This window comes from Actinoplanes sp. NPDC051859, from assembly GCF_044452725.1.
In the GTDB taxonomy this organism is placed as follows: Bacteria; Actinomycetota; Actinomycetes; order Mycobacteriales; family Micromonosporaceae; genus Actinoplanes.
The window spans coordinates 96787-122139 of sequence record NZ_JBITBX010000010.1 but is presented as its reverse complement, the minus strand read 5'-3'; the positions used below and the strand labels follow the sequence as shown (position 1 = coordinate 122139).

The 25353-nt window shown below is 70.2% G+C and carries 20 protein-coding genes; 11 read left to right on the top strand and 9 right to left on the bottom strand.

What is annotated here, in order from left to right; all coding sequences use genetic code 11:
* Positions 1–2 precede the first annotated feature (2 nt).
* From ACIA1L_RS24560 to ACIA1L_RS24550, 3 genes are all read left to right on the top strand, one after another.
* The gene (locus tag ACIA1L_RS24560; RefSeq protein WP_396075237.1) at positions 3–860 is read left to right on the top strand and encodes a cytochrome c biogenesis CcdA family protein; all 858 of its coding nucleotides are present in this window, start codon (positions 3–5) and stop codon (positions 858–860) included.
* A gap of 2 nt (positions 861–862) precedes the next feature.
* Positions 863–2671 (top strand): protein kinase, encoded by a 1809-nt coding sequence (locus ACIA1L_RS24555; protein ID WP_396075236.1) that lies wholly within the window; start codon positions 863–865, stop codon positions 2669–2671.
* Positions 2672–2831: 160 nt separating this feature from the next.
* Positions 2832–4571, top strand: coding sequence for a serine/threonine-protein kinase (locus ACIA1L_RS24550; protein WP_396075235.1), 1740 nt, complete (start codon positions 2832–2834; stop codon positions 4569–4571).
* A 19-nt stretch (positions 4572–4590) separates the two neighbouring features.
* Here ACIA1L_RS24550 and ACIA1L_RS24545 read toward each other — a convergent pair whose 3' ends face one another.
* Both ACIA1L_RS24545 and ACIA1L_RS24540 read right to left on the bottom strand, forming a co-directional pair.
* Positions 4591–7098 carry a Tex family protein gene (locus ACIA1L_RS24545; protein ID WP_396075234.1) on the bottom strand — a complete coding sequence of 836 codons (2508 nt, stop codon included), beginning with the start codon at positions 7096–7098 and terminating at the stop codon, positions 4591–4593.
* A gap of 64 nt (positions 7099–7162) precedes the next feature.
* Complete coding sequence (locus tag ACIA1L_RS24540; protein ID WP_396075399.1) at positions 7163–8119, bottom strand: LuxR C-terminal-related transcriptional regulator; 957 nt, start codon at positions 8117–8119, stop codon at positions 7163–7165.
* Between the two features lie 64 nt (positions 8120–8183).
* On the opposite strand from ACIA1L_RS24540, the gene ACIA1L_RS24535 reads away from it, so the two are divergent.
* Positions 8184–8909, top strand: a complete 726-nt coding sequence (locus tag ACIA1L_RS24535; RefSeq protein ID WP_396075233.1) for a PP2C family protein-serine/threonine phosphatase — start codon at positions 8184–8186, stop codon at positions 8907–8909.
* Between the two features lie 215 nt (positions 8910–9124).
* Here ACIA1L_RS24535 and ACIA1L_RS24530 read toward each other — a convergent pair whose 3' ends face one another.
* Positions 9125–9904 (bottom strand): RNA polymerase sigma factor SigF, encoded by a 780-nt coding sequence (locus ACIA1L_RS24530; RefSeq protein WP_396075232.1) that lies wholly within the window; start codon positions 9902–9904, stop codon positions 9125–9127.
* A gap of 224 nt (positions 9905–10128) precedes the next feature.
* Between ACIA1L_RS24530 and ppgK the strand changes: the two genes are divergently transcribed.
* Both ppgK and ACIA1L_RS24520 read left to right on the top strand, forming a co-directional pair.
* Positions 10129–10941 carry a polyphosphate--glucose phosphotransferase gene (ppgK, locus tag ACIA1L_RS24525; protein ID WP_396075231.1) on the top strand — a complete coding sequence of 271 codons (813 nt, stop codon included), beginning with the start codon at positions 10129–10131 and terminating at the stop codon, positions 10939–10941.
* An 8-nt stretch (positions 10942–10949) separates the two neighbouring features.
* Complete coding sequence (locus ACIA1L_RS24520; protein ID WP_396075230.1) at positions 10950–11414, top strand: PPOX class F420-dependent oxidoreductase; 465 nt, start codon at positions 10950–10952, stop codon at positions 11412–11414.
* On the opposite strand, the gene ACIA1L_RS24515 is transcribed toward ACIA1L_RS24520, so the two are convergent.
* A complete protein-coding gene (locus ACIA1L_RS24515) occupies positions 11411–11989 on the bottom strand; it encodes a hypothetical protein (protein WP_396075229.1) in 579 nt (192 codons plus the stop codon). The two genes, ACIA1L_RS24520 and ACIA1L_RS24515, sit on opposite strands and share 4 nt — an antisense overlap.
* Positions 11990–12566: 577 nt before the next feature.
* On the opposite strand from ACIA1L_RS24515, the gene ACIA1L_RS24510 reads away from it, so the two are divergent.
* Genes ACIA1L_RS24510 through glgB form a run of 4 tightly spaced genes read left to right on the top strand, consistent with a single transcriptional unit; the run spans position 12567 to position 19864 of the window.
* Positions 12567–14534 carry a maltotransferase domain-containing protein gene (locus ACIA1L_RS24510; RefSeq protein WP_396075228.1) on the top strand — a complete coding sequence of 656 codons (1968 nt, stop codon included), beginning with the start codon at positions 12567–12569 and terminating at the stop codon, positions 14532–14534.
* 50 nt (positions 14535–14584) lie between these two features.
* A complete protein-coding gene (treS, locus tag ACIA1L_RS24505; RefSeq protein ID WP_396075226.1) occupies positions 14585–16360 on the top strand; it encodes a maltose alpha-D-glucosyltransferase in 1776 nt (591 codons plus the stop codon).
* On the top strand, positions 16357–17670 hold the full coding sequence (locus ACIA1L_RS24500) for a maltokinase (protein WP_396075225.1): 1314 nt from the start codon (positions 16357–16359) through the stop codon (positions 17668–17670). Before treS ends, ACIA1L_RS24500 begins: the two co-directional genes overlap by 4 nt.
* A gap of 19 nt (positions 17671–17689) precedes the next feature.
* Complete coding sequence (gene glgB / locus ACIA1L_RS24495; RefSeq protein ID WP_396075224.1) at positions 17690–19864, top strand: 1,4-alpha-glucan branching protein GlgB; 2175 nt, start codon at positions 17690–17692, stop codon at positions 19862–19864.
* A 224-nt stretch (positions 19865–20088) separates the two neighbouring features.
* Here the strand turns inward: glgB and ACIA1L_RS24490 are convergent, their stop codons facing one another.
* The 3 genes from ACIA1L_RS24490 to ACIA1L_RS24480 form a co-directional block, all read right to left on the bottom strand.
* Positions 20089–20466 carry an MmcQ/YjbR family DNA-binding protein gene (locus tag ACIA1L_RS24490; protein ID WP_396075223.1) on the bottom strand — a complete coding sequence of 126 codons (378 nt, stop codon included), beginning with the start codon at positions 20464–20466 and terminating at the stop codon, positions 20089–20091.
* 202 nt (positions 20467–20668) lie between these two features.
* A complete protein-coding gene (locus tag ACIA1L_RS24485) occupies positions 20669–21085 on the bottom strand; it encodes a VOC family protein (protein WP_396075222.1) in 417 nt (138 codons plus the stop codon).
* A 118-nt stretch (positions 21086–21203) separates the two neighbouring features.
* The gene (locus ACIA1L_RS24480; RefSeq protein ID WP_396075221.1) at positions 21204–21746 is read right to left on the bottom strand and encodes a GNAT family N-acetyltransferase; all 543 of its coding nucleotides are present in this window, start codon (positions 21744–21746) and stop codon (positions 21204–21206) included.
* A gap of 109 nt (positions 21747–21855) precedes the next feature.
* Here ACIA1L_RS24480 and ACIA1L_RS24475 point away from each other — a divergent pair, with 109 nt between their 5' ends.
* Entirely contained in the window at positions 21856–23553 is a 1698-nt protein-coding gene (locus ACIA1L_RS24475; RefSeq protein WP_396075220.1) for a hypothetical protein, read from the top strand.
* A 144-nt stretch (positions 23554–23697) separates the two neighbouring features.
* Here ACIA1L_RS24475 and ACIA1L_RS24470 read toward each other — a convergent pair whose 3' ends face one another.
* Both ACIA1L_RS24470 and ACIA1L_RS24465 read right to left on the bottom strand, forming a co-directional pair.
* The gene (locus ACIA1L_RS24470; protein WP_396075219.1) at positions 23698–24267 is read right to left on the bottom strand and encodes a general stress protein; all 570 of its coding nucleotides are present in this window, start codon (positions 24265–24267) and stop codon (positions 23698–23700) included.
* A 28-nt stretch (positions 24268–24295) separates the two neighbouring features.
* Positions 24296–25192 (bottom strand): phosphatase PAP2 family protein, encoded by an 897-nt coding sequence (locus tag ACIA1L_RS24465; RefSeq protein WP_396075218.1) that lies wholly within the window; start codon positions 25190–25192, stop codon positions 24296–24298.
* Positions 25193–25353 lie beyond the last annotated feature (161 nt).

The window sequence follows — 25353 nt, the reverse complement described above, 5'->3', positions numbered from 1 at the left end:
CCGTGGAAGCGCCGCTGCTGCTCGCGCTCACCGCCGGAATGCTCGGTGCGGTCAACCCGTGTGGGTTCGCGCTGCTGCCCGCGTACCTGTCGGTGTTGGTGGCCGGGGAGGATCAGCCGGATCGGCCTCGCCCGGGTCTCGCCGCGGCGGGCCGGGCGTTGGGGTGCACTGCCGCGCTGACCCTCGGATATGTCACCGTGTTCGGTGCTTTCGGGGTGCTGCTCACTCCGCTCACCGGTTGGCTGCAGCCACGGTTGCCCTGGCTGACCGTGGTCTTCGGGCTGGGCCTGGTGCTGCTCGGCGCCTGGCTGCTGGCCGGCCGGTCGTTGCCCTCGCCGGGCCGGGTGCTGCGGGCGCCCCGGCTGACCGGCACGGTCGCGTCGATGGTCCTGTTCGGGATGGCGTACGCGCTGGCGTCCCTGGGCTGCGCGATCGGCCCCTTCCTCGCCCTCGTGGCATCCAGCCTGCGCGCGGGTTCGCTCGCCGAGGGCCTGCTCCTGTTTGTCGCCTACGCCGTGGGCATGGGCCTGGTCATCGGCGTCACCGCGCTTGCGGTCGCGCTGGTCCGGGTCTCGGCCGTGGCCCGGCTGCGCCGCGCGGCGGCTTACCTTTCCCGGGCTGGGGGAGTCGTGCTCGTGCTCGCAGGTGCGTACGTGGCCTACTACGGCTGGTACGAGCTGCGCCTTGCCGGGAACCTGCGGGGCGCCGGCCGCGATCCGGTGGTCAACTTTGCCACGGACATCCAGCGCGTACTCAGTGACGTGGTGGGCGATCTCGGCGCGGGCTGGTTCGCCCTCGCCCTGGTCGTCCTGGTGCCCGCGGCATTCCTGCTGTCCCGTCGTCGTGTGGCCGGGGGTTGATCATGGACGACCGGTCAAGTCCGCTGCACCGCGGCGACCCCGAGTGGCTCGGCGACTATCGACTGCTCGGCCGCCTCGGCTCGGGCGGCATGGGCGTGGTCTATCTCGCCGAAGAGCCCGACGGCGCCCTCGTGGCAATCAAACTGATCCACGCCACCCTGGCCCACGACCAGGAATTCCAGCGACGCTTCCGCAGCGAGGTGGAACGCGCCCGCCAGGTGCCCTCCTTCTGTACGGCCGAAGTGCTCGGCGCCGACCTCGACCACGACCCGCCGTACCTGGTCGTCGAGTACGTGGACGGCCCCAGCCTCGCCGACGTGGTGGAGGACCGTGGCCCGCTGCGCGCTGCTGCTCTGCACTCGCTGGCTGTAGGCGTTGCCACCGCGCTGTCCGGCATTCACGGCGCCGGCGTCATCCACCGCGACCTCAAACCCGGCAATGTGCTGTTGGCGCCGGGCAGCCCCAAGGTCATCGACTTCGGTATCGCCCGCGCGTTCGAGGCGACCAGCCGGCACACCCGTACCGATCAGATGGTCGGGACGGTGGCGTACATGGCGCCGGAGCGGTTCGCGTCGGAGACGGGCGCGCCTCTGACGGCCGCCGCGGACGTCTTCGGGTGGGCGTGCGTGGTGGCGTACGCGGGCACCGGCCGTACCCCGTTCCAGGGCGACTCACCGGCGGCGACCGCGGCTCGGATCCTTACCCAGCCGCCGCACCTGGACGGCCTGCCGCAGCCGCTGCGGGATGTCGTCGCACTCGCTCTCGCCAAGGAGCCTCAGGACCGGCCGACCGCCCGCGAATTGCTGGATCTGCTGCTCGACGACCGCGCCCCGGTGAGTCCGGCACCCGCCGCGGCAGTCCGCCCGGCCCCGGTCCGACCCGCCGCGGTGAGTCGGGACCCCACCTTGGTGGCCGATCGGGGCGCGTTTGCGCCGCCGGCGCCGGCTCGCCCGCGCCGCAGGCGAGGGCACCGGCTGCTCGCCGTCCTGGCCGTCTTGCTCGTTCTCGCGGGAATCGGCACGGTCGGCTTCGTCCTCAACAACGGTTTCCCCGGTACGCCGGTAGCGGGCGCCCCCTCGCCGGACGACTCGCCGGAATCGTCAGCCTCGGCACCCGGTCAGGCGGGCGGCGCGACACCACCGGCGAAGAACCGGACGTCGGCACCGCCGAAGGACCGCAAGACGCAGGAACCTGACGACGAGGAGTCGGCCGCTCCCGAGGAGCGCGATCCGCAGGAGCCCACCGGTGGACAACTGGTGCTCCAGGACGCGCTGAACCAGCCCGACCAGTGGCTCGAGAGTCAGACCCGGGCCGGCGACGCTCAGTGTCTCCTGCGCGGGGTCCTGCGAGCCGAGCTGGCCGGAGACGGCGCTTTCCAGTGCCTCGGACCCACCGACGAGTTCGCCGATGACACCGGGATCGACGTTTCCGTGGCGCTGCAGACGGCCGGCAGCTGTGCCGAAATGTGGTTCCACTGGGACGACAGCGTCGGCGGACACGTCCTGTCGGTCTGCCAGGACGAGATCTCGGTCGCCGAGGACAGCGCGTCCGGGCAACGGGAGGAGCTGGACAGCTTCCGCTTCGACCGGCGCCTCACGCTGCGCCAGGCCCTTCGGGTGCACCTGGTGGTCCGCGAGGGCGCTGCGGAGGTGTTCCTGAATGGGACATTCGCCGACGACTTCGCGCTGCCCGACGACGGCCCGGACCGCGGTCAGATCCGGCTCGGCCTCAGTGCCGGCGACAACGCGGGGGCCACCTCTGCGGTGACGTTCGCCGACGTCGCCATCCGCGCTCTTCCCGCAGCGCAGTGATCCTCCGCCTCGGTTGGGCAGTGCTGCCGGTGCATATGACACAAAGATGTTCTTAACTACCCGGAAGCTCGCCGAGCAGTGACGGACGCCCTTCGCAGCCATTGGCGTCGCCCGATAAGGTTCCTGCGGTCGGGGCAACGGGGGCGTAGGAGCAATGGGCATGGCGGACGAGCGGACAGCGCCGCTGCGCACACACGACCCGAGCCGGCTGGGTGATTACGAGCTGGTCGGCCGGCTCGGCGAAGGCGGCATGGGCACGGTCTACCTCGGCCGGTCCGCGGCCGGCGTCCCGGTCGCGGTGAAGGTGATCCGCGCCGACCTTGCCAGCGACGACGCATTCCGGCGGCGGTTCCGCAGCGAGGTCGCCCGGGTCCGTCAGGTGCCGCCCTTCTGCACTGCCGAGATCCTGGACGCCGACCCGGAACATGACCCGCCCTATCTGGTGGTCGAGTTCGTCGACGGGCCGAACCTCGCCGACGTGGTGCGCGACCGCGGTCCACTGACCGCCGCCAACCTGCACAGCGTCGCCATCGGGGTAGCCACCGCGCTCACCGCCATCCACGGCGCCGGGATCATCCACCGTGACCTCAAACCGCACAACGTGCTGCTGGCCCCGGGCAGCCCCAAGGTGATCGACTTCGGCATCGCCCGGTCGCTGGCGGCCACCGACGGCCACACTCTGCCCGGCGAGATGCTCGGAACGGTCGCCTACATGGCGCCGGAGCGGTTCGGCGACGACAGCGCCATGCTCACCCCGGCCGCCGACGTGTTCGCCTGGGGAGCCGTCGTCGCGTACGCGGGCACCGGCCGTACCCCGTTCGGTGGCGATTCGCTGCCCGCGACCGCCGTCCGGATCCTCACCGTCCCACCGGACCTGACCGGCCTCAGTGGACCGCTGCGGGACCTGGTCGAGCGGGCGCTGGCGAAGGACCCCGCCGAGCGGCCCACGGCCCGGGAGCTGCTCGACTTGCTCGTGGCCGGCCCACAGCAGCCAGCCCCGGCCGCGGCCGCACTCGCCCACCAACCCGACCTGCGGGTCGCCGCGCAAGAGGCGCAGGCGGCGAGCGCGGTCGAGGCGCCCACCGAGCTCGTCGGGTACGCCGAGGATGCGATCGTGACCCAGCCCGTACCGGTCGATCCGCCGGGTGTGACCAACCCGTTCCGGCACGACCCGCATCCCCGGCGGCCCTGGGTGTTGCCGGCGGCGGTGGTTCTGCTGGTGGTCGCGGTGCTGGCGGTGGGTGGGCTCGCCGCCGCGTACTGGCCGAGCCGGGACCGGACCGGCGACCCCGGCGTCACCGTCGCCGAGGTGGAGGCAGGCGGTGTGCAGGCCGGTGCCGCGCCTTCGATCGTTGACACGCTGCGCAAGCCACGGCTGTGGCAGGCCACCACCGATGCCACCGAGCGGGCTGCGTGCTCCTTCCGCGACGGCCTGGTGGTGCGCCGCGAGACCGTCGGTGTCTACCGTTGCCTGGGCCCGGCCGATTCCCAGCCCGCCGACGTCACCGCCGAGGTCGGGGTCCAATTGCTGACGAAGGACAGCTGCGCCACGATCTGGATGCGCTTTCGCGTGAACCAGGGCTATCAGGTTCGCGTCTGCGAACGCAACATCTACGTCAGCACCCACAAGTCGGCAGACGTGGTGGTGTTGAAGACCTTCCCGCTCGACGACCACCCGGTGCAGCTCGGCGCCGCCCCGGTCCGGATCACGGTGAGCGTGGCGGGCAACGACCTCGAGGTGCTGCGCGCGGGCCGGCCGGTCGGCGTCGTGCCGATCACCGACCGGAAGCTCACCACCGGTCGGGTCCTCCTCGGCGTCTACACCGAACAGAATGCTCCGCGCACCGGTCCCTACGAGGTGCGGTTCACCGACATCTCGATCTGGCCGGCGGTCCGCTGACCACCGGCCGGATCACCCGTCAGTCCTTCGTCAGGCCGGCTCGACGCAGCGCGTCGGCCATCGCCCCACCGTTGAAGCTGGTGCTGCCGGCTGACTGCCCGCCGCGGCGCTGCTGTCCCGCACCCTGGCGCTGACCGCCGTCCCGCTGACCGCCTGCCTGTCCACCACCGCGCTGACCGCCGCCTTGACCGCCGCCGCGCTGGCCGCCACTGTGACCGCCGCCGCCGCGCTGGCCCTGGCCCGAACCGCCGCCACGCTGCCCGCTCTGGCCGCCGCCGCTCTGCTTCGGCTGGCCGTCGCGTCCGCCCTGTCGCGGACGGTCACCGCCGCCGCCCTGCCGATCGCCGCCGCCCTGGCGAGGTTCGTCGGTGAGGCGCATGGTCAGCGAGATGCGCTTGCGGGCCTCGTCCACGTCGACCACGCGGACCTTGACCACGTCGCCGGACTTGACCACCTCGCGCGGGTCCTTGACGAACGAGTTCGACAGCGCCGACACGTGCACCAGCCCGTCCTGGTGGACGCCGACGTCGACGAAAGCGCCGAACGCGGCCACGTTGGTCACCACGCCCTCCAGGACCATGCCCGGCCGCAGGTCGGCGATCTTCTCCACGCCTTCGGCGAAGGTTGCCGTGGTGAAGGCGGGTCGCGGGTCCCGGCCCGGCTTCTCCAGCTCGCGCAGGATGTCGGTGACGGTGGGCAGGCCGACCGTGTCGGTGACAAAGCGTTCCGGCTTCAACGCCCGCAGAATCGGGCTGTTGCCCAACGCGCTGCGCAGGTCGGTGCCGGCCTCGGCGAGGATCGTCCGGACCACCGGGTAAGACTCGGGGTGCACGCTGGAGGCGTCCAGCGGATCGTCGCCGTCCGGGATGCGCAGGAAGCCGGCGCATTGCTCGAACGCCTTCGGGCCGAGCCGCGCCACCTTCTTGATGTCCTTGCGGCTCTTGAAGGGTCCGTTGGCGTCACGGTGCAGCACGATGTTCTCGGCCAGGCCCGCGCCGATCCCGGAAACCCGGGTCAGCAAGGGGGCGGACGCGGTGTTGACGTCCACGCCGACCGCGTTCACACAGTCCTCGACCACCGCATCCAGCGACCGGGAAAGCTTCACCTCGGACAGGTCGTGCTGGTACTGCCCCACCCCGATGGACCGCGGGTCGATCTTGACCAGCTCGGCGAGCGGATCCTGCAAGCGGCGGGCAATCGAGACCGCACCGCGCAGCGACACGTCCATCCCGGGCAGTTCCTGCGATGCGTACGCCGAAGCGGAGTACACAGACGCACCAGCCTCGGACACCATCACCTTGGTGAGCTTCAGCTCCGGATGCCGCTTGATCAGATCGGCCGCCAGCTTGTCCGTCTCGCGCGACGCCGTGCCGTTGCCGATCGCCACCAGGTCAACCCCGTGCTGCTGGGCCAGCTCGGCGAGCGTGTGAATCGAGGCGTCCCACTTGTTCTGCGGCACGTGCGGGTAGATCGTCGACGTCGCCACGCACTTGCCCGTGGAGTCGACGACGGCCACCTTCACACCCGTACGGAAGCCGGGGTCGAGGCCCATAGTGGCGCGCGTGCCGGCCGGCGCGGCAAGGAGCAGGTCACGAAGGTTGGCCGCGAAGACCCGGACGGCTTCCTCCTCGGCGGCCTGCCACATCCGCACCCGCAGGTCGGCGCCCAGGTGGATGAGGATGCGGGTGCGCCAGGCCCAGCGGACCGTGTCGAGCAGCCAGCGGTCCCCGGGGCGGCCGTGGTCACTCAGCCCGAACCGGCCGGCGACCGCCGCCTCGAACGACGGCAGGTCCGCCTCGTCGGCGGTCGGCTCCATGGTGAGGTCGAGGACTTCCTCCTTCTCGCCCCGGAACATCGCGAGAATCCGGTGCGAGGGCAGCTTCGTGTACGGCTCGGCGAAGTCGAAGTAGTCGGCGAACTTCGCGCCGTCGGTCTCCTTGCCCTCGCGCACCTTGGCGACGAGGCGGCCCTTGGTCCACATGCGTTCGCGCAGCTCACCGATCAGGTCGGCGTCTTCGGCGAACCGTTCCACCAGGATCGACCGGGCGCCGTCCAGGGCAGCGGCCGCGTCGGCGACTCCCTTGTCGGTGTCGACGAACGCCTCGGCCTCGGCGCGCGGGTCCTTGGTGGGGTCACCCAGCAGCAGGTCGGCGAGCGGCTCCAGGCCGGCCTCGCGGGCGATCTGGGCGCGGGTCCGGCGCTTCGGCTTGAACGGCAGGTAGATGTCCTCGAGCCGGGCCTTGGATTCGGCACCGAGGATCTGCGCCTCGAGCGCGTCGTCGAGCTTGCCCTGCGAGCGGATCGACTCGAGCACGGCGGCGCGGCGGTCCTCCAGCTCGCGCAGGTAGCCGAGCCGTTCCTCGAGCACGCGCAGCTGCTGATCGTCGAGAGTGCCGGTGACCTCCTTGCGGTACCGGGCGATGAAGGGCACGGTGGCGCCGCCGTCGAGCAGCTCGACGGCCGCGGCGACCTGGCCCTCACGGACCCCGAGCTCCTGGGCGATGCGCTGATGGATGGCTGTCGTCACGCGCACGATTGTGACCGAGTGCCCCGGTCCTTGTCGCGGCGCCCCGCACGCGGCGCGTCGATGATCACCCGGTCCGGGCGCCCGCGTCGCGCTGGACCGCCCAGAGCGCGGCCTCGGTACGCGACGCCGCACCGGTCTTCCGCAGCAGGTTGGAGACGTGCACGGTGACCGTCCGGACCGAGATGCCCAGTGCCCCGGCGATCTGTTTGTTGCTGCGGCCCGCGGCGAGACACCCGAGCACTTCCCGCTCCCGGGCGGTCAGGTCGACGGGTTCGCGCAGGTGCTCGGCCAGGTGGTCCGGCCCGTCGACGGCGGCCAGCAACTCGGTGATCCGGTACGGGTTGCCGCCCGTCCGGCGCCACACCACCTCGGCGAGGTCCGGCGCGGCGTCGCCGAACGCGTGGCCCAGGATCTGACCCACCTGCGGGGCGGCGAGCGGGCTCAGCTGCCGCCGGACCCCGCCCGGGATGCCGGCGAGGCGTTCCAGCACCCGGGCGGCCAACGCCGGGTGGGCGGCCGTGTCCGGTGGTCGGGAGGTCACCACGAGCAGGGCGGGCAGGTCCGCGCCGGCCAGCTCGGCGATCAGGTTGAGGCTTGCCGGGTCGAGCGCGTGCAGATCTTCGACGAGCAGCACCGCGGGCCGGTCGCCGACGAGAGCCCGGACCGCGGTCACGGCGAGGCGCAGCAGGGCGTCGGGTGCGTACCGCTCCCGGGGGACATCGGGATCCTGGGCGAGCCAGGCCAGCGCCGCCGGCGGCACCGGAAGCTCCGGGCGTGGGCAGAGCGCGGCCAGCACAGCGGCCAGCCAGTCGTACGGCGCGGGGGAGTGCAACCGCGCCGAGCCGGACAACACGACCTCAGGGGCTGCCACCTGCACCGCGGCGGCGGCGAGTGTGCTCTTGCCGGTGCCGGGCAGGCCGGTGACGACGGCGGGAACGCAGCGGCCCCCGCCGCGTACGCGTTCCCAGGCGCGCCGCAACTCGTCCAGCTCGGCCGCCCGGCCCACCATCGGTACCGGCATCACCACCCAACACTACGTAGTACGTACTACAGACATGCCTCCCGGCCTTTGGCAGTCTTGACCCATGAGTGTGGTGTTGCGTGCAGTCGCGGCTTCGGATCAGGGGCTGGTCCGGTCGAATAACGAGGACGCGGTCTTCGTGGGTGGGCGGCTGCTGGTCGTGGCGGACGGTATGGGCGGCCTGCCCGCCGGGGAGCTCGCCAGCGACATTCTGGTGACCGCGGTGGCCGTGGTCGACGATCTGCCCGACACGGGTGAGCCGCTGCAGGACCTGATCGCGGCGCTCGGCACGGCGAACGAGCGGATCGAGGCGGCGGTCCTCGACGACGACGCCCGGGACGGCATGGGCACGACGGTGACCGCCCTCCTGCTGTCCGGGGATCGGGTTGCCGCCTTGAACGTCGGTGACTCGCGCTGCTATCTGCTGCGCGACGGGGAGTTGACGCAGATCACCCGGGATGACACCTACGTGCAGGCGTTGGTGGATCAGGGGGTGCTCACCCCGGACGACGCTCGGCGGCATCCGCAGCGGGCGCTGGTGACGCAGGCCGTGCAGGGTGGTCCGTTCCGGCCGGCCGGGCGGATGGTGCCGGTGCAGGCGGGGGACCGGTTCCTGCTGTGCAGCGACGGGCTCAGTGACTATGTCGAGGATGAGGTGATCGCGACGACGCTGCGGGCGTACGCGGACCGGCAGGTGTGCGCGGCGGAGTTGATTGCGCGCACCCTGGAGGCGGGTGCGCCCGACAACGTCACGGTGATCATCGCCGACCTTCTCGAGGACGGCGACTGACTCAGGTGCGGAGTCGCGCCAGCGCGCTGACCAGCCGATTCTCGATGTCGACGGGCCAGGGAAAGGCCTGGGTGACCGCGCGTTGGTGGGCGAGGCCGTGCAGGCCCAACCAGAGCGCGACGGCGTCCGCGCCTGAGTCTGTGCTGGCCGACTGAACCGCTCGTCGAGTCGAGAGAAGCCGGGACCGTCATGGTCCCGGCTTCTGCCGATCAGGCTCAGAGTGAGGCGTCGAGCTGGCTGCGCAGCTTGGTCAGGGCTTTGGTGAGCAGGCGGCTGACGTGCATCTGGGAGATGCCGATGTGGTCGGCGATCTGGGATTGGGTGAGGTTGCCGTAGAAGCGCAGGGTGAGGATTTTTTGTTCGCGGGGGTCGAGGGTGGCGAGGGCGGGGCCGAGGGCGACGCGGGTTTCGGCGAGTTCGAATTCGTGGTCTTCGCCGCCGAGGGTGTCGCCGAGTTCGGTGGTGCCGTCGGTGCTGATGGGGGTGGAGAGGCTGGTGGCGTTGTAGGCGCGGGCGCCTTCGAGGCCTTCGAGGATGTCTTCTTCGGTGACGCCGAGGTGCACGGCGATGTCGGTGACGGTGGGGGACCGGCCGAGGGTGTGGGTGAGGGTGGCGTTGGCTTCGGTGATGGCGAGGCGGAGTTCTTGCAGGCGGCGGGGGACGCGGACGGACCAGGTGCGGTCGCGGAAGTGGCGTTTGATTTCGCCGATGATGGTGGGGATGGCGTAGCCGGCGAAGTCGACGCTGCGGGTGGGGTCGAATTTGTCGACGGCTTTGATGAGGCCGACCATGGCGGTTTGGATGAGGTCGTCGGTGGGTTCGCCGCGGCCGGCGTAGCGGTGGGCGAGGTGCCGGGCGAGGGGCAGCCACGCCTCGATCGCCTGGTCCCTGAGTCGCCCGCGCCGGCCATCGCCGGCGGGCGTGGTGGACAGGGCGTCCAGTAGGCCGGTGGCGGAGTCGCTCACCGTGGCGGCCCTGGTGGCGGTAACGGTCATCTCGGTGGTCCTCCAACAACGGGCAGAGAGCCGTGCCCGCACGCGGCGACCGATCACTCCGGTTCACGCTAGCCGCTCGTACTAGCGTTGACTAGCCGAAAGTATGAGTCACGTCGGGGTGTCGGCGACCGCATCCACCGCACGGGCGACAGCCGGGGGGATGGCACGATGCGAGGCCGGGTACTACCCCCGCATCAACGTCACCGGCGACGGGAGAACAGAGCATGGCCATCCTGGGCATCGACATCGGCGGGTCGGGCGTGAAGGGAGCACCGGTCGACACCGTACGAGGCGAACTGCTCGCCGACCGCTTCCGCGTGCCCACGCCGCAACCGGCCGATGTCACGAGCGTGGCCGACGCCGTCGCCGAGGTCGCCGGCCAGTTCAGCGGCTACGACGGCGTGGGCGTGACCTTCCCCGGCGTGGTGGTCGACGGCGTCACCCGGAGCGCGGCGAACGTCGACAAGTCGTGGCTCGACGCGCCGGCGGCCCGGGTGTTCAGCGAGCGGCTGGGCCGGCCGGTGTCCGTGCTCAACGACGCCGACGCCGCGGGCGTCGCCGAGGTGGCCTTCGGCGCCGGTCACGACGAGCGCGGCCTGGTGATGATGCTGACCTTCGGTACGGGCATCGGCAGCGCCCTGTTCCTCGACGGCACCCTGCTCCCGAACACCGAGTTCGGCCACCTCGAGCTCGACGGCCACGACGCGGAACGGCGCGCCTCCGACCGCGCCCGCGAGCAGGAGGACCTGAGCTTCCAGGACTGGGCACCCCGTGTGCAGCGCTACCTGCGCCACGTGGAGATGCTGCTCTCGCCCCGCCTGTTCATCGTCGGTGGCGGCGTCAGCAAGAAGGCGGACAAGTGGCTCCCGCTGATCGACATCCGCACCCCGATCGTCCCCGCGACGCTGCTCAACAACGCCGGCATCATCGGCGCGGCGGTGACCGCCGAACAGGCGGGGGGACACCCCGGCGCCGTGCGCACCGAAGCCGACCGCCCGGGCGCCGAGAACGTCGCCGCCGGCGCCCACGAGGGATAGGGGGCAGCATGGCCCGCACCATCGCCACCACTACCCGGGTCAGGCGGGAGGAGCTGCTGGAGTTCCTGCGGCCTCGGCACCACGCGATCCTGATGACCACCCGCCGGGACGGCCGGCCGCAGTCGTCTCCGAACACCTGCGGCGTGGACGCCGAGGGCCGGATCGTGATCTCCACCTATCCCGAGCGGGTCAAGGCCACCAACATCCGCCGCGACCCACGGGTGACCGTTTGTGTGCTGTCCGACGAGTTCACCGGCGCCTGGGTCCAGGTCGACGGCACTGCCGAGGTCCTGGACCTGCCTGAGGCCCTGGAACCGTTGGTCGACTACTTCCGGGTCATCTCCGGCGAGCATCCCAACTGGGATGAATACCGACAAGCCATGAAAGATCAGGGTAAATCGCTAATACGCATCACGATCGCATCCTGGGGCCCCATCGCCACCGGCGGCTTCCCGCCCCGCCTCGCGGACTAGGCCCGACCGACGGCTACGGGAAGAAGGTAGAGCAGATCGTCGCGGTGTAGTTCGGCGACCGGCTCGAGCAGGTCGGGGTGGCGCAGCAGGATCGCGGCGGCCTGCTCGCGGTCGTCGGGGGCGGTGAGGCGCTGGAACTCGGCCGGAGGGTCGCCGACGGCGCGGCGGGGGCGCGGGCGGGGGCCGGCCGGGTCGTGGTCCGCGGGGACGGCGGCGGCGACGGCGTCGACCGCGCGGGCGGCCAGCAGCGGGTCGGCGAGCAGGCACGCGGCCCAGCTGACGACGACCTCGTCGACCCAGGTGCGCCAGCCCTCGTCCTCGGCCATCTCGTCGTCGGGCTCGCTGCCGGTGCGCCAGTCCAGCACGGCCGAGCCGCCCGGGCCGGCCATGGCAACCAGCTCGGCGTCGACCGGCGTCGGGTAGCGCAACCAGGCCGCGACGGTGATCGCCTGGCGGGCCTGGAGCTCGTTGAGGGTGGGGGCGACCCGGTCCCCGCCGGTCGCCGGGTACGCGCGGACCAGCCAGTGCGTGCTGGCCGCGATCACCGGTGACAGCGCGGTCGACGGACTCGCCATGTGTTCCCCCAGGGCTTCTGGGCGCCCCGTCCTTGGGGTGCCTCACCGCTACTGCTCGGCGGGCCGGCCCCGGCCATGAGTACCCTCGCCCCGATGGCAACGCACGGCAACCAGCGCGCAACGGTCGTCGCGCGGATGGTGACCGGCACGGCGATGCCGGAACCGGACGCCGCACGCACCGCGGGCGCACCGAGTGCGGGACCGTGTGCGGGGACCGAGTGCGGGGACCGTGCGGGGCTGTGTGCGGGGACGGGGTGCTGCCGTCGTATGTCGATCTTGGGCGCTGCTGCGGTCCTGGTTGGCGAATCCGTGCACCGGCCCGCCCGCGGTGGTGCGGGTGGGTGCGCCTGCGGCCGTACCCGAAAAGATCTTGGGTGGGTTTCTTCGGCGGCGCCAAGGCGCGCCTCGACGGGTAGGCGTGAGCCCGCTGGAGTAGGTTGGGAAGTGCCGGGGGCACGGGTCGTTTGCGGTTGCTCCAATGCGGAGAAACTAGCGTCGACGGCCAGTGAGGTTTCGACCTTGCCGCATTTCGCCGTCTCCGAGCACCCTCCCGCGCATTCTGACTACGGTGGAGATCATGACCGGACGCTTTCCCATCGAAGACGTGACGCCGTCCGTGTCCTGCGGCCGCTATCCGGCCAAGGCAGTTGTGGGCGAACTCGTTCCCGTCTCGGCGGTGTCCTATCGGGAAGGCCACCACGCGCTGGGCGTGAACGTGGTATGGACCGGCCCGGACGGCGAAGCGCAGCCGTTCACCCGGATGCGTCCCGGCGAGCCCGGCCTGGACAGCTGGCACGGCATCATCAAGCCGGACCGGGTGGGCCGGTGGACGTTCACCGTCGAGGCGTTCGAGGATCCTTACCAGACCTGGCGTAACGCGGTCACCAAGAAGATCGGTGCGGGGCAGGGCGTCGAAGACCTCGCCAACGACCTGGCCGAGGGCGCGGACGTGCTGGACCTGGCCGTCAAGATCGTGTCGAACGCCGACGAGGAACGGGTTCGCGATGCGGCCGCCGCGCTGCGCGACGACCAGCGCTCACTCTTCGCCCGGGTGTCTCCGGCGCTCGACCTCGAAGAGCTGCTCTGGCACAACCCGGTCCGCCAGTTGGTGACCACGACCCGCTCCTACGCGATCTGGGTCGACCGCAAGCGCGCCATGTTCTCCTCGTGGTACGAGTTCTTCCCACGTTCCGAGGGCGCCCAGATCGGCCCGGACGCCACGCCGATCAAACACGGCACGTTCGCGACCGCCGCCGAACGGATCCCCGCCGTCGCGGCGATGGGCTTCGACGTGCTCTACCTGCCGCCGATCCACCCGATCGGCAAGATCAACCGCAAGGGCCGCAACAACACCCTGGTGGCCCGGCCCGAAGACGTCGGCTCACCCTGGGCAATCGGCTCCGACGAGGGCGGTCACGACGCCATCGAGCCCAAGCTGGGCACCCTGGACGACTTCCGAGCCTTCATCCGTACGGCGAACGACAACGGCATCGAAGTCGCGATGGACCTGGCGCTGCAGGCCGCCCCGGACCACCCCTGGGTCCGTGAGCACCCGGAGTGGTTCACCACCCGCGCCGACGGCACCATCGCCTACGCCGAGAACCCGCCCAAGAAGTACCAGGACATCTACCCGCTGAACTGGGACAACGACCCGAAGGGCCTGCGCGAGGAGGTGCTGCGCGTGGTGCTGCACTGGGTCGAGCAGGGCGTCAAGATCTTTCGGGTCGACAACCCGCACACCAAGGCGCTGAACTTCTGGCAGTGGTGCATCGCCAAGGTCAAGGCCGTCGATCCCGACGTGCTGTTCCTCGCCGAGGCGTTCACCCGCCCGGCGATGATGAACGGGCTTGGCAAGATCGGCTTCACCCAGTCGTACACCTACTTCACCTGGCGCACCACGGCCTGGGAGATGAAGGAATACCTGGGCCAGCTCAAAGCGTCCATCGACTGGATGCGGCCCAACTTCTGGCCCAACACCCCGGACATCCTGCACGAGTCGCTGCAACACGGCGGCCCGCCGATGTTCAAGATTCGTACGGTCCTGGCAAGCATGCTCTCGCCGAGTTGGGGCATGTACGCGGGACTGGAGCTGTTCGAGCACGTCGCACGGCCCGGAGCCGAGGAGTACATCGACAACGAGAAGTTCGAGCTCAAGCCGCGGGACTGGGCCGGGGCCGAGCGGGCCGGACGGTCGCTCGCGCCGTACATCACCCGGCTGAACAAGATCCGGCGGGAGAACCCGGCGCTGCACTGGCTGCGCAACATCGAATTCCACGAGATCGACAGCACCGAGCTGTTGTGCTGGTCCAAACGCGATACCGAGACGGGCAACACCGTTCTGGTGATCTGCTCGTTCGACTCGGCGAACGTGCAGTGGGGCAACACCACGCTCGACATGCCGGCCCTGGGAATGGACTGGCACGAGCGCTTCGACGTGGTCGACCAGATCACCGGGGCGTCGTACGAGTGGGGGCAGCACAACGCCGTGCGGATCGATCCGTACGTCGAGCCGGCACATGTCTTCGTGGTGCACCCGCGCCGCTGAAGGCGCGCACGCGACAAGTTCCTGCGGGGTGGGGGATAGGTGGACGTCTGATGGACCTGATCAACGAACTCGACGAGATCGTCGAGCACGATCCCGCGGAGGGCAGCCACGTCGAGGATGGTGTGGTCGAGCACCCCACCGCCGACGACTTCGGGCACGCCCGCACACTGCCCGCGGACCGCACCTGGTTCAAGCGCGCAGTGTTCTACGAGGTGCTGGTCCGGGCCTTCTACGACTCCAGCGCGGACGGCTCCGGCGACCTGCGCGGACTGATCGAGCGCCTGGACTATCTGCAGTGGCTGGGCGTCGACTGCCTGTGGCTGCCGCCGTTCTACGACTCGCCGCTGCGCGACGGCGGCTACGACATCCGCGACTTCTACAAGGTCCTGCCGGACTTCGGCACGGTCGAAGACTTCGTGGCACTGCTCGACGCCGCCCACAAGCGCGGCATCCGGGTCATCACCGACCTCGTCATGAACCACACCTCGGACTCGCACGCCTGGTTCCAGGAGTCCCGCCGTGACCCCGACGGCCCGTACGGCGACTACTACGTGTGGAGCGACACCTCCGAGCCGTACTCCGAGGCCCGGATCATCTTTGTGGACACCGAAGAGTCGAACTGGACCTTCGACCCGGTGCGCCGGCAGTTCTACTGGCACCGGTTCTTCAGCCACCAGCCCGACCTGAACTACGACAACCCAGCTGTGCAGGAAGCGATGCTCGACGTCCTGCGTTTCTGGCTGGACCTCGGCATCGACGGGTTCCGGCTCGACGCGGTGCCGTACCTGTTCGAGCGCGAGGGCACCAACTGCGAGAACCTGCCCGAGACACACGCCTTCCTCAAGCACTGCCGCAAGGTGATCGACGACGAGTTCCCGGGCCGGGTGTTGCTCGCCGAGGCCAATCAGTGGCCGGCCGACGTGGTCGAGTACTTCGGCGACCCGGAGACCGGCGGCGACGAATGCCACATGGCGTTCCATTTCCCGCTGATGCCGCGCATCTTCATGGCGGTCCGCCGCGAGTCCCGCTTTCCCATCTCGGAGATCCTGGCCCAGACGCCGGGCATCCCCGACATGGCTCAGTGGGGCATCTTCCTGCGCAACCACGACGAGCTCACCCTCGAAATGGTCACGGACGAAGAACGCGACTACATGTACTCCGAGTACGCCAAAGACCCGCGGATGAAAGCCAACGTGGGCATCCGGCGGCGGCTCGCCCCGCTGCTGGAGAACGACCGCAACCAGATCGAGCTGTTCACGGCCCTGCTGCTGTCCCTGCCGGGCTCGCCGGTGCTGTATTACGGCGATGAGATCGGCATGGGCGACAACATTTGGCTGGGCGACCGCGACGGCGTGCGTACGCCGATGCAGTGGACACCCGACCGCAACGCCGGCTTCTCCACCGCCCACCCCGGCCGGCTGTTCCTGCCCGCCAACCAGGACCCGATCTACGGCTACCAGTCCGTCAACGTCGAGGCCCAGCGGGACAGCTCCACCTCGCTGCTCAACTGGACCCGCACCATGCTGGCCGTCCGGCGCCGCCACGACGCGTTCGCCATCGGCTCGTTCCGTGAGCTCGGCGGCTCCAACCCGTCCGTGCTGGCCTACCTGCGCGAGGCGGGGGACGACGTGGTGCTCTGCGTCAACAACCTCTCGCGGTTCCCTCAGCCCATCGAGTTGAATTTGCAGCACTGGAACGGGTACACCCCGGTCGAGCTGACCGGTCACGTGAACTTCCCGCGGATCGGTCAGCTGCCGTACCTGCTGACCCTGCCGGGACACGGGTTCTACTGGTTCCAGCTCTGCGGCTCTGAGGAGAAGCAATGACGTTGCCCTTCACCGAATGGCTGCCCCAGCAACGCTGGTACGCGGGCCGCAGCCGGACCCTCGCCTCCGCCGAGCCCGCCTCGGTGACGGCCCTGCGCGACGACCTCGACCTGATGCTCGTCGACGCCGCCTACACCGACGGCAGCTCCGAGCGCTACCAGGTCCTGGTGGCCTGGGACAACGGCCCGATCTCCGAATACAGCACGGTGGCGACCATCGGCACCGACAACGACCGCACCGGCTACGACGCGCTCTACGATCCGGGCGCCGCCCGGCACCTGCTGTCACTCATCGACTCCTCGACGACCGTCGGCGATGTGGTATTCGCCAAGGAGCCGGACACCGAACTGCCCCTCGACTCGGCTCCGCGGGTCTTCGACGCGGAGCAGAGCAACACGAGCGTCATCTTCGAGCAGGAGGCGATCCTCAAGATCTTCCGGCGGGTGGACTGTGGGATCAACCCCGACATCGAGCTCAACCGGGTCCTGGGCCGGTCCGGCAACCCGCACGTCGCGCGGCTGCTCGGCTCCGTCGAACTGAGCGCCGACGGTGAGCCGTGCCCGCTCGCCATGGTCACCGCGTACGCCGCCAACTCGGCCGAGGGCTGGGCGATGGCTACCGCCAGCGCCCGGGATCTGTTTGCCGACGACGCCGACCTGCGCGCCGACGAGACGGGTGGCGACTTCGCCGGCGAGTCGTACCGGCTCGGCGAGGCCGTCGCCTCCGTGCACCGCGCCCTCGCCGACGAACTCGGCGCCGGCCCGTCGCCGTTCCCCGTCGACGCGGTCGTGGCCCGGCTGCACTCCGCTGCGGCCGCCGTGCCGGAGCTGGCCGAACACGTCTCCGTCATCGAAGAGCGGTTCCGCAAGCTCACCGGCGAGCAGGTCACCGTCCAGCGGGTGCACGGCGACCTGCACCTCGGTCAGGTGCTGCGCACCCCGCAGGCGTGGCTGCTCATCGACTTCGAAGGCGAGCCCGGTCAGCCCTTGGACGAACGCCGGCTGCCCGACTCGCCGCTGCGCGACGTCGCTGGCGTGCTGCGCAGCTACGAGTACGCCGCCTACCAGCTGCTGGTGGACCAGACCGACGAAGAACACCTCGCCGCCCGCGCCCGTGAATGGGTCGACCGCAACCGCGCCTCGTTCTGCGACGGGTACGCCGCGGCTGCTGGCACCGATCCACGCGAGCACGGTCCGCTGCTGGCGGCGTACGAGCTGGACAAGGCGGTCTACGAGGCCGCGTACGAAGCCCGGCACCGGCCCGGATGGCTGCGCATTCCGCTGCGGTCCATCGCCCGGCTCGTCGGCTGATAACCCCGGAGGATTACCGATGATCGGGCACACCACGTCCCCGCCCCCCGCTTCGCCCGCCCCGGGCGGCCACGACCAGCGCCTGATGCACGCCGTCATCTCGGGCGACACGCACGACCCGCACTCGCTGCTCGGCGCCCACCCGGCCGGCGAGCACACCACCATCCGCACCATGCGTAAGGGCGCGCAGCAGGTTGCGGTCGTTGCCGACGGTGCGCGTACGGAGATGACCAAGGTGCACCCGGACGGCATCTACGCCGCCGAGCTGCCCGGCACCGTGCTCGACTACCGGATCGACGTGGACGGCACGATCTGCGACGACCCGTACCGGCACCTGCCCACCCTGGGCGAGCTCGACCTGCACCTGATCGGCGAGGGCCGGCACGAGAAGCTGTGGACCGTCCTCGGCGCCCACCCGCGCGGTGAGGGTGTCGCTTTCGCCGTGTGGGCGCCGTCCGCCCGCGGCGTGCAGGTCATCGGCGACTTCGCCGGCTGGGGCCCGTTCGACGGCCTGCCGATGCGCTCGCTCGGCAGCAGCGGCGTCTGGGAGCTCTACCTGCCGGGCGCTGCGGCCGGCACCCGCTACAAGTTCAAGATCCTCGGCCGCGACGGCGTGTGGCGGGAAAAGGCCGACCCGATGGCCCAGCACACCGAGGTGCCGCCGGCTACCGCGTCGGTCGTCTTCGATTCCGGGTACGAGTGGCAGGACAGCACCTGGATGGCCGAGCGGGCCACCAAGCACTGGCACCAGGAACCGACCAGCGTCTACGAGGTGCACCTCGGCTCCTGGCGCCCCGGTCTGTCCTACGTGGAGCTCGCCGAGCAGCTGGTGGATTACGTCGTCGACACCGGGTTCACCCACGTCGAGCTGATGCCGGTGATGGAGCACCCGTTCGGCGGCTCCTGGGGCTACCAGGTCACCGGCTACTTCGCGCCGACCTCACGCTTCGGCAACCCGGACGAATTCCGCTTCCTGGTCGACAAGCTGCACCAGGCCGGCATCGGCGTCATCCTCGACTGGGTCCCGGCCCACTTCCCCAAGGACGAATGGGCCCTGGCCCGCTTCGACGGCACCCCCCTCTACGAACACGAGGACTGGCGGCGCGGCGAACACCCCGACTGGGGCACGTACGTCTTCGACTTCGGCCGCCGCGAGGTCCGCAACTTCCTGGTCGCCAACGCCCTCTACTGGTGCGAGGAGTTCCACGCCGACGGCCTGCGCGTCGACGCGGTCGCCTCGATGCTCTACCTGGACTACTCCCGCAAGGACGGCGAGTGGACCCCCAACCAGTACGGCGGCCGCGAAAACCTCGACGCGATCAGCTTCCTCCAGGAGATGAACGCGACGGTCTACAAGAACTGCCCCGGCGTGGTCACCATCGCTGAAGAGTCGACGGCCTGGCCCGGCGTCACCCGACCGACCCACCTCGGCGGCCTCGGCTTCGGCTTCAAATGGAACATGGGCTGGATGAACGACACCCTCTCCTACATGGAGAAGGAGCCCATCTACCGCCAGTGGCACCACCACCAGATGACCTTCGCCACCGTGTACGCCTGGAGCGAGAACTACATCCTGCCGATCAGCCACGACGAAGTGGTGCACGGCAAGGGTTCCCTGACCGGCAAGATGCCCGGCGACCTGTGGCAGAAACTCGCCAACAACCGTGCCCTGCTCGGCTTCATGTGGGCCTTCACCGGCAAACAGCTCATCTTCATGGGCGCCGAGATGGGCGACGAACGCGAGTGGAGCGAGGAACGCGGCCTCGACTGGAACCTGCTCGCCGACGAGTCCCGCGGCGGCGGCATCCACCGCCTCGTCAAGGACCTCAACCGGGTCTACCGCGACACGCCCGCCCTGTGGACCCAGGACACCACACCGAGCGGCTTCCGCTGGATCACCTCCGAGGACTCCCAGCACAACACGTTCTCGTTCCTGCGCTTCGCCCCCAACGGCGACACCCTCGCCTGCATCGTCAACTTCGCCGCGGTACCGCACGAGGGCTACCGCATCGGCCTGCCCCGCGCCGGAGTCTGGCGCGAGGTCATCAACACCGACAGCTCCCTCTACGGCGGCTCCGGCGTTGGCAACCTCGGCGAAGTCCACGCCGAATCCCTGCCCTGGCACGGATTGAACGCCTCGGCCTCCCTGCGCGTGCCTCCGCTGGGCGCGATCTGGTTGCGGCTCGAAGCCTGATCCGCACCGCTCGACGCAGAAGGGGCTGGACCATCGCGGTCCAGCCCCTTTGCGGTACGGCTTCGGCAAGCGTCAGCGCACATACCCGCCCACGGAGATGCCGCCAGCGACCTCCGGCTGTTGGTCGGGGGCGCTGAAGCCGATGGCGACGCCCGAGCTTCGGTGGACAGGGTCGGGCGTCTAGTTCGACCGGCGGCTTCGTGCACGCTGTCAGCTGTCAGCTGTCAGCTCTTGCGCAGCGATGCGGGAGCGACGGTGTGGAAGGCGTCTTCGCAAAGCTCGGCGATCTCGGACCAGTCGACCTCACCGTCGAGGCGAACGCCGAGCCAGCCACGATGGCCCACGTAGGGCGGCCGGAAGAAGCGGGCACCGTCGGCGGCGATCAGCTCCTCCTGAGCGCCCGGCGGCGCGGCGCACCACAGGTGCGGAAAATCGTTGTCGTGGTGGCCGTCCGCCATGAGGGACACAAACGTGCGCTTGCTTCGCACGAACCAGGTCGGCGCCCCGTGACTGAGCCGTTCCGTCACCTCGGGCAACGCGGTGCAGATCCGCCGCACCTCGTCGAGCAGACTCCCGGGGTCGGGCGGCGGCTTTGTGGGCATGCCTTCACCCTAGGGCCGCGAACGCCCGCCGTGGGGCCAGGGGCCGACTGCATTGAGGCTGGCGCCGACCGCCGTGAGGTGACAGCTGACTGCCGTGGGCTGGCGCCAGACCACCGTGGGCTGGCGCCAGACCACCGAGGGCCTGCAGACGGCCGCACCCACCGGTCCGTTGTTGCCGCGAGCTTGAATCGGCGGACAGACGTCAGGATTGGGTGCCAGCGATGTTGACCATCCATTCGATGCCGAATTTGTCCTTGCACGCGCCGAACTCGTCGCCCCACATCTGCTTCTCGAGGGGCATCGTCACCGTGCCGCCGTCGGACAGCTTGGTCCAGTAGCCGCGCAGCTCGTCGGCGTCGTCCCCGCTGAGACTGACGGCGATATTGGTGCCGGGTGTGTGCGTCATGCCGGGCGGCGTGTCGGCACCCATCAGGGTGTAGCCGTTTGGCGCCTCGAGCATGCCGTGCATGATCTGGTCGGCGATGGCGGGATCGGGTGCGCCGTACTCGCCGAAGGTGCTGATGCGGAGATCGCCGCCGAAGACGGAGTGGTAGAACTCCAACGCGGCGCGGGCGGTGCCGTCGGGGAACGAGAGGTAGGGGTTGAGGCGGCTGCTCATGAGCGGCTCCTTTGCCGTGCCGGACGGGCCGATGCAGGAGCACCATAGCGCTGAGTGGACCCGTCGCGGCTCTGATCGCCGTGAGCCGGTGGACAACCGCCCATCCGGGTGGCAGCGCCTATGCGGTGGCGCCCTTCCACTCGGCGGCGAGCAGGCCGTAGAGCAGGTCGTCGGTCCACTCGTTCTTGAGCCACGTGTGCTGGCGGCGGAGGCCCTCGCGGGTGAAGCCCACCCGCTCCAACAAGCGCGCCGAAGCGGTGTTGCGGGCGTCGCACTCCGCCGAGACTCGCAGCAGGCCGCGGGTCGTGAAGAGATGATCCAGCACGGCACTGACGGCCTCGGACGCGTAGCCGTGGCCCTGCCAGCGCGGATCCAGCGTGTAGCCGATCTCGGCCTGCATCAGGTTGTCGGCCAGATTGACACCCACGTCACCGATCAGCGCGGCCTCATCGGGGAGCTCTATCGCCCACTGGAACCAGCCTGGCTGCTCCGGGTCGGCCGCAACCATCGTCTGCACCGCATACCGGGCCTTGTCCAGCGAGTACGGCGAGCGCCACGACTGATAGCGGGCAACGTCAGGGTCTGACCGGTACGCCGCCAACGCCGCCGCGTCCTCGAGCCGGAACCGGCGAAGCACGAGCCGCTCAGTGGTGATCAGCACCCGTCGATCCTAGTCCGCTACCCGCTTGCAACGCCGGAATGGTCAGGTCTCCACCCGTCCCACCGATCGACTCCGACGCCCCTGGCAACACTCACGGAAGAGGATGATCATGCGGGTACGCGCCGTCGCGGCTGCCTTGCTCACCGCTGTCACCACCGTCGGCGCGGTGGCCGTGAGTAGCTCACCGGCCTCCGCCTCCGTCTCCGTCTGCAGCGCAGGCCCGGGATCCATGGTCATGACTTATGTCGGCAAGTGCACCCGGTGGGCGGTGCCGTTCCCCTCGGAGGTCTCGACCCTGCCGGTGGGCGAATCGGTGGGGTCGGACGTCAAACCGGCCCGAGTACTCGCCGACGGCGAGAGCGTCGATCCCATCGGCAACCCGGTCAAGCACGCGGTCTATGTGGTGCTGCCGTCCGGCTCCACCTCGATCATTCGGCCGATCTTCCCGTATGACGTGCCGGCCGGGCAGACGGACAGTGACTGTCTGGAAGCGCCGGGCGTAGTGGTCACCGCCGTGCACGGGGTCTGCGCGCGTTACCTCGTTCCGGAGCCGCACACCGCGGTGAACGTCCGAGCGGCGGCGCCGGTGGGAGCGGTACGGGCGGCCAAACTGGCGCAGGGCGCAGCGGTCCCGGCGCCTGCTGTGCGTCAGCAGGTCTGGGTGCACACCGACGAAGGCGTGAAGACCGTCTACACCCCGGCCGCGGCGCCGACCTGCGCCGGTCAGCAGAACGTGGCGGCGGTGAACGCGACCTGGGACGACACCTGCAAGCGTTACTTCATCCCGTACCCGCATACCCGGTCTGTAGCGCTGTCGGACCTCCCGGCCGGGGTGTCGCTGGCCCGGGAAGTGCCGGAGGGCCAGTCGCTGCCCGGCCCCGGCGTCGTCATGGCCCGCAACGCCGTCGCAGTGCCGATGAGCGGTGGCGTCACCTACACGATCTACACGCCGACTGCCGACCTCTCGGCGCAGGTCGGCATCGCCGGACCGGAGACCACGACCGCCGGAGTATCCGGCACCACCCTGACCGTGCAGGACAGTTCGACTGCCGTGACCGACTCGTGGTCGTGGGAGGCGGATGCGCCCTGCTTGCCCGTGTCGACGACCGAGCGGTCGGTGGCGGTGCAGTGTCCGAGCGACGTCACCGGTCCGGTCTCGGTCACCGTCACTGCCGGGACGGTCGACGGTGAGCGCATCACCGCAACGCGGCAGCTCATCGTGCAGCAGGCCACTCCCATGGTCACGCTCAAGGTGACCCCGGCCTCCGGCGGCCGCTACACCTTCAAGGCCGCAACCACCGTGCAGGGCAAGCCCTATCGAGCCGTCATCGGCGTGCAGGCCAGCGTTTCCGACGGCCCTTGGCGCACGGTTCGCACTCCCGAGGACGTGCTCTCGGGTGTCGTCTCCATGAGCCACAGGCCTACCGCCGTCACCCGCTACCGGGCCGTCATACGGGTGGGCGCGTCGGTGGTGACCAGCGCTCCGGTCACGGTCACCGTGGGGCGGCGCGAGAGTCGGATCCAGGTCTCGGCGCCCGCTACCGTCAAGCGGGACCGGAGCGTCACCGGCACCGCCGTGCTGACGTTCGACGGGAAACCTGCGGCCGGGCAGAAGCTCGTGCTCACGATCATGATGCCCGGTGCTAAGGCCGTCACCCGGACGGCAAAGACCGACGGCAAGGGCAAGATCGCGTTCACCGTACGCGCGGGAAGCCGAACCGGCCCCGGATACCTCTCCGTGCGCTATGCCGGATCGGCGTCGGCATGGGTCGCGGAGGACAACGTCATGATCGGGGTCGCGCGCTGACGACACCAAGCCCTGAGAGCTGGGCCACGATGCAGGCAGTGGTTCGGTGTGCGCGTACGAAAACGCGCCGCCTCCAGGGACCGGAGACGGCGCGAGACCGTGCCTGCAAAGCGTGACCGTGCCTGCAAAGCGCAGCTGGAAGGCTCAGCTGGCGCCGTTGGCCTGCCAGTTGAGGCGGACGAGGAGCTGGCGGGCGTCGTCGGCGACGTCCGCGTCGGCGATGATCGCGTATTGGGCGGCCTGCAACGAGCTGCGCGACGAGAAGTCGCGGCGGCCGCCGGTCATGGCCTGGGCGATGGCACCGAAGACCGCGCCCCACGCGGCGCCGATGATCAGGCCGAGCAAGATGACGCCGGTCCAGCTGGAGTCGCTGAAGAGGCCGAAGAACAGCCCGATGAACAGCCCGAACCAGGCGCCGCTGGCGGCGCCGGCGAGGGCGGCGCGGCCGATGGTGACCCGGCCGAGGACGTTCTCGACCAGGCGTAGGTCGGTGCCGATGATGCTGGTTCGCTCGACCGGGAACTTGTTGTCGGACAGGTAGTCGACGGCCCGCTGGGCCTGTAGGTAGTTCGGGTAGGTCGCCACGGACACGGTCGGGCCGGGGGAGCCGGCCTGTGCGGCCGGGTCGACGGCGGGGGTGGCCGGGACACCGGCCGGGCCGGGCGGGACGGTGCCGGTCGCGCCGGGCATGGTGGGCTGGGCGGGCATGGTCATGGTGTCCTCCTGCAAGGGGTGGGGGTGCCTAGGACGGTCGGTCGCCTGCGGCGAGGCGGACCCAGATAGCGAAGCCGCCGGCGACGGCGGCGGTGATCGCGGCGACGCCGGCCGCGAAGGCGAGGAAGCCGGGGACCAGGTCGGGGGCTGCCAGCTCGGACAGTGCCGTGGCGCCTAGGCCGAGCAGGGCGATGCCGCCGCTGATTGCGCCGACGACGGTGAAGAGGAGCATGGCCTTGCGGTTCGGGCGGGCCGCGACCCCGGTGATGCGGATGCGGCGCGCCCGGACGAAGGCCGAGGCGAGAGCGCTCCACGCCAGGACCACCAACAGGGCCGCGACGGTGTCGCTCGGGCGGTGCCAGCCGGCCCAGACGGTGGCGATCGCGATGATCGTCACGTACGCCGCCCCGGCCAGCGCGAGGGTGCCGCGGATGGCGAACGGCAGCACCAGGATCAGCGCGAACGCGACCGATGCCGCTGCGGTGGTGTGGCCGCTGGGGAACGAGTTGGGCGCCGGGAAGCCGTCCAGGACGGGTCGGGGGAGCCGCGCCTTCAGCAGCTGGGTGGTCAGGTTGGCGCCGAGCACGAGGACCGCCGCCGCGACCGCGAGATCGGCGCGGCGCCGGACCACGCCGATGGCCGCGGCGGCGAGGCAGACGGCGACCAGGCTGACCAGCGTCGTGGCGTCGAGGGCGCGCTGCAGGAAGTCCTCGATCTTCGGGTGGTGGACGTCCGCGCCGCGCATGACCAGCGTGTCCGCGCTTTGCCCGAGCGACGTCCGGACGCACACGTAATAGACGAGGGCGACCGCTGTGCCCGCGCACACGGCGACTCCGGCGTGGGCGAGCACGTGGGCGACGCCGCGGCCGCCACCCGCAGTGTCGGGTGGTGTTGCCTGCGCCGACCGTGGTGCCAAGGTCGTCATCGGCGGTGTCCTCCTGAACGTCACGACTGGGCGGTTCCGCATTGCCCAGCCGGTGCCGAGTTCAAGCGCGCCTGCGCTCAGGAGTGACTCGTGCAACGGGACTGCACCCATGATCGCTCTCGGACGGCAACGGCCTCCCTCGACCTTCGTAAGTGAGCCGA